Raw genomic sequence first — 2,612 nt, 5'->3', positions numbered from 1 at the left:
GCGTCTTGATGCTCTCGAATTACCCTTGATGGTGACAAAAAACACCGATAGCAATCAAACCGCTTTTACCGTTAGCATCGATGCCGCTCCCCATTTAGGGGTTAAAACTGGCATTTCGGCAGAAGATCGGGCGAAAACCGTGCAAGTTGCCATTAATCCGGTCACTCGTCCCGACGATCTCACCCGTCCTGGCCATGTCTTCCCGATTCGTGCTAAAGCCGGTGGGGTCTTAAAACGCGCCGGTCATACGGAGGCAGCCGTGGATCTAGCTCGGTTAGCCGGGTTGTATCCGGCGGGAGTTATCTGTGAGATCCAAAATCCCGACGGTTCCATGGCCCGTTTACCGCAACTATTTGAATACGCTCGTCAACATAATTTAAAGTTAATTAGCATTGCCGATCTGATCGGTTATCGCTTAAAACACGATCGCTTTGTCCATCGGGAAACGGTCTGTAATTTTCCTAGTCAATTCGGCACTTTTCAGCTTTATGCCTACCGAAATTTATTAGATCAAACCGAACACATCGCTATTGTGAAAGGCGATCCCGCTCTCTTTGGTGATCAACCTGTAATGGTACGAATGCACTCAGAATGTCTGACCGGGGATGCTTTGGGATCCTTGCGTTGCGATTGTCGGCAACAGTTACAAGCTGCCCTAAAAATGATTGAAAACAACGGTTTAGGGGTGGTGGTTTACCTGCGACAGGAAGGACGGGGAATTGGTTTAATTAATAAGCTAAAAGCCTATTCTTTACAGGATATAGGATTAGATACGGTGGAAGCCAACGAAAGGTTAGGATTTCCCGCCGATTTGCGCGATTACGGGATGGGAGCGCAAATGCTCAACGATTTGGGGGTGAGAAATATTCGTTTAATTACCAATAATCCGCGTAAAATTGCCGGATTAAAAGGCTATGGTTTGGAAATAGTCGAGCGAGTACCTTTGCTGATCGAGGCTAATGATTATAATTCCAATTATCTGGCCACAAAAGCGGAAAAGTTAGGACATCTATTCTTACAAACCTATCTAGTCACCATCGCTCTCAGTTGGGGGGAAAATCCGCCGTCAATTTCGCAAAGATATCATCAATTAGAGAAATTACGGCAGTTAAGTCGCGCTAATCAATTATCTCTCCAAGAAGAAACCCGACCGGTAGCCAATGCCCTTTTTGATCGCGCCCCTTTGATCGTACATTTAGGTTTAGATATTCGTCAGGGTGTCAGCAGTAATTGGTATAAAAATCCTTCCCATCCTTATCTTCTGGTTATTGACAAGATATTAAATGACATTAAAGATTGGTCGGAAATTGAACGCTTAGAATTTTTAATTTCCGACGGAGACGATTCGATGACGGGATTACAAATGAAACTCGATCGTCAAAAAATGTCCGATGAAGATTTCTCACAATTACCACAATTAGCTACCCAAATTATCTACAGTTTTACTCGTGATTCAGCAAAAAATTAGTTTTTGATGACCAGAAAAGAGCGTAACAGTTATAATTAAACAAAGCTAGTATAACGGGGAAAAACTATGACAACTCTCGACATTTTACCGGAAGTTACCTGTCCCCCCACCGATTTATGGAGTGATGAACCACCCTTGGAAAGTGATCTACATCTACAACAAATTACAATTCTAATCGGTTGTTTAGAAAGGTTATGGCAAGAAAGAACTAATTACTATGCTTCGGGCAATCTTACCATCTACTATAACGAAGAACAACTAAAAAAACGTGATTTTTGTGGTCCTGATTTTTTTGTCGTCTTAGATACAGAAAAACGTCCCCGCAAAAGTTGGGTGGTTTGGGGAGAAGGGGGTAAATATCCCAATGTGATCGTGGAGATTCTTTCCGATTCTACGGCCAATATTGACCGCAATAAAAAGAAAATTCTCTATCAAAATACCTTTCGGACTCCTAACTATTTCTGGTTTGATCCTGAAAGTTTAGAACTGCAAGGATTTAGATTAATTGCTGGACAATATCAGGCTATTGCTGCTAATGAAAACGGCTATTTATGGAGTGAACAATTAGAACTATATTTAGGCATATTTGACCGTAAACTGCGTTATTTTACCGTCGATGGTCAATTGGTTCCCACTCCCCAAGAAGCTGAATTAGAGCAAAGACAAGCAAAGGAACAGATTCTTTTAGAAAGGGAACAGGAACGACAAGCGAAGGAACAGGCTATCCTCGAAAAAGAACAAGCTATCTTGGAGAAGGAAAAATTAGCCCAAAAATTACGAGAATTGGGCATTGATCCTGAAACTATCTAATTGATAAATATCTCTAGGATAGGTAATTCCTATCCTAGAAATGGTGGTAATTTAACCTTATTTTTCCTGTCTTTCTAAGGCTAATTGTACCAACTTATCGACCAATTTATCAAACTCTAAACCAGTGGCTTTCCAGAGTTGGGGATACATACTAAAATTAGTAAACCCCGGCAGAGTATTAATTTCATTGAGAAACACTTCCCCAGTCTTTTCCACATAGAAAAAATCCACCCGCGACAATCCCGCAGCATCCACAGCTTTAAATGCTTCTACAGCCATTTCTCGCACTTGATTAGCAATTTTATCAGGAATATTAGCGGGAATCACCATACTT

Annotated in this window: 2 protein-coding genes and 1 pseudogene; 2 read left to right on the top strand and 1 reads right to left on the bottom strand. The window is 41.5% G+C overall.

Annotated features, from left to right (window positions below; genetic code table 11):
• Both ribBA and PX484_RS19725 read left to right on the top strand, forming a co-directional pair.
• Window positions 1-1,468: bifunctional 3,4-dihydroxy-2-butanone-4-phosphate synthase/GTP cyclohydrolase II (gene ribBA, locus PX484_RS19730; protein ID WP_288105216.1), on the top strand; the 1,468-nt coding region annotated here is incomplete at its 5' end.
• 66 nt (window positions 1,469-1,534) lie between these two features.
• Window positions 1,535-2,278, top strand: coding sequence for a Uma2 family endonuclease (locus tag PX484_RS19725; protein WP_287766793.1), 744 nt, complete (start codon window positions 1,535-1,537; stop codon window positions 2,276-2,278).
• Between the two features lie 57 nt (window positions 2,279-2,335).
• On the opposite strand, the pseudogene PX484_RS19720 reads toward PX484_RS19725, so the two are convergent.
• Window positions 2,336-2,612: pseudogene (locus PX484_RS19720) on the bottom strand (D-alanine--D-alanine ligase); the annotation flags it as partial.

The sequence above is a fragment of the Microcystis sp. M49636_WE2 genome, from assembly GCF_030065375.1.
GTDB lineage: Bacteria > Cyanobacteriota > Cyanobacteriia > Cyanobacteriales > Microcystaceae > Microcystis > Microcystis aeruginosa_C.
This window is presented reverse-complemented; position numbering and strand designations above follow the sequence as displayed.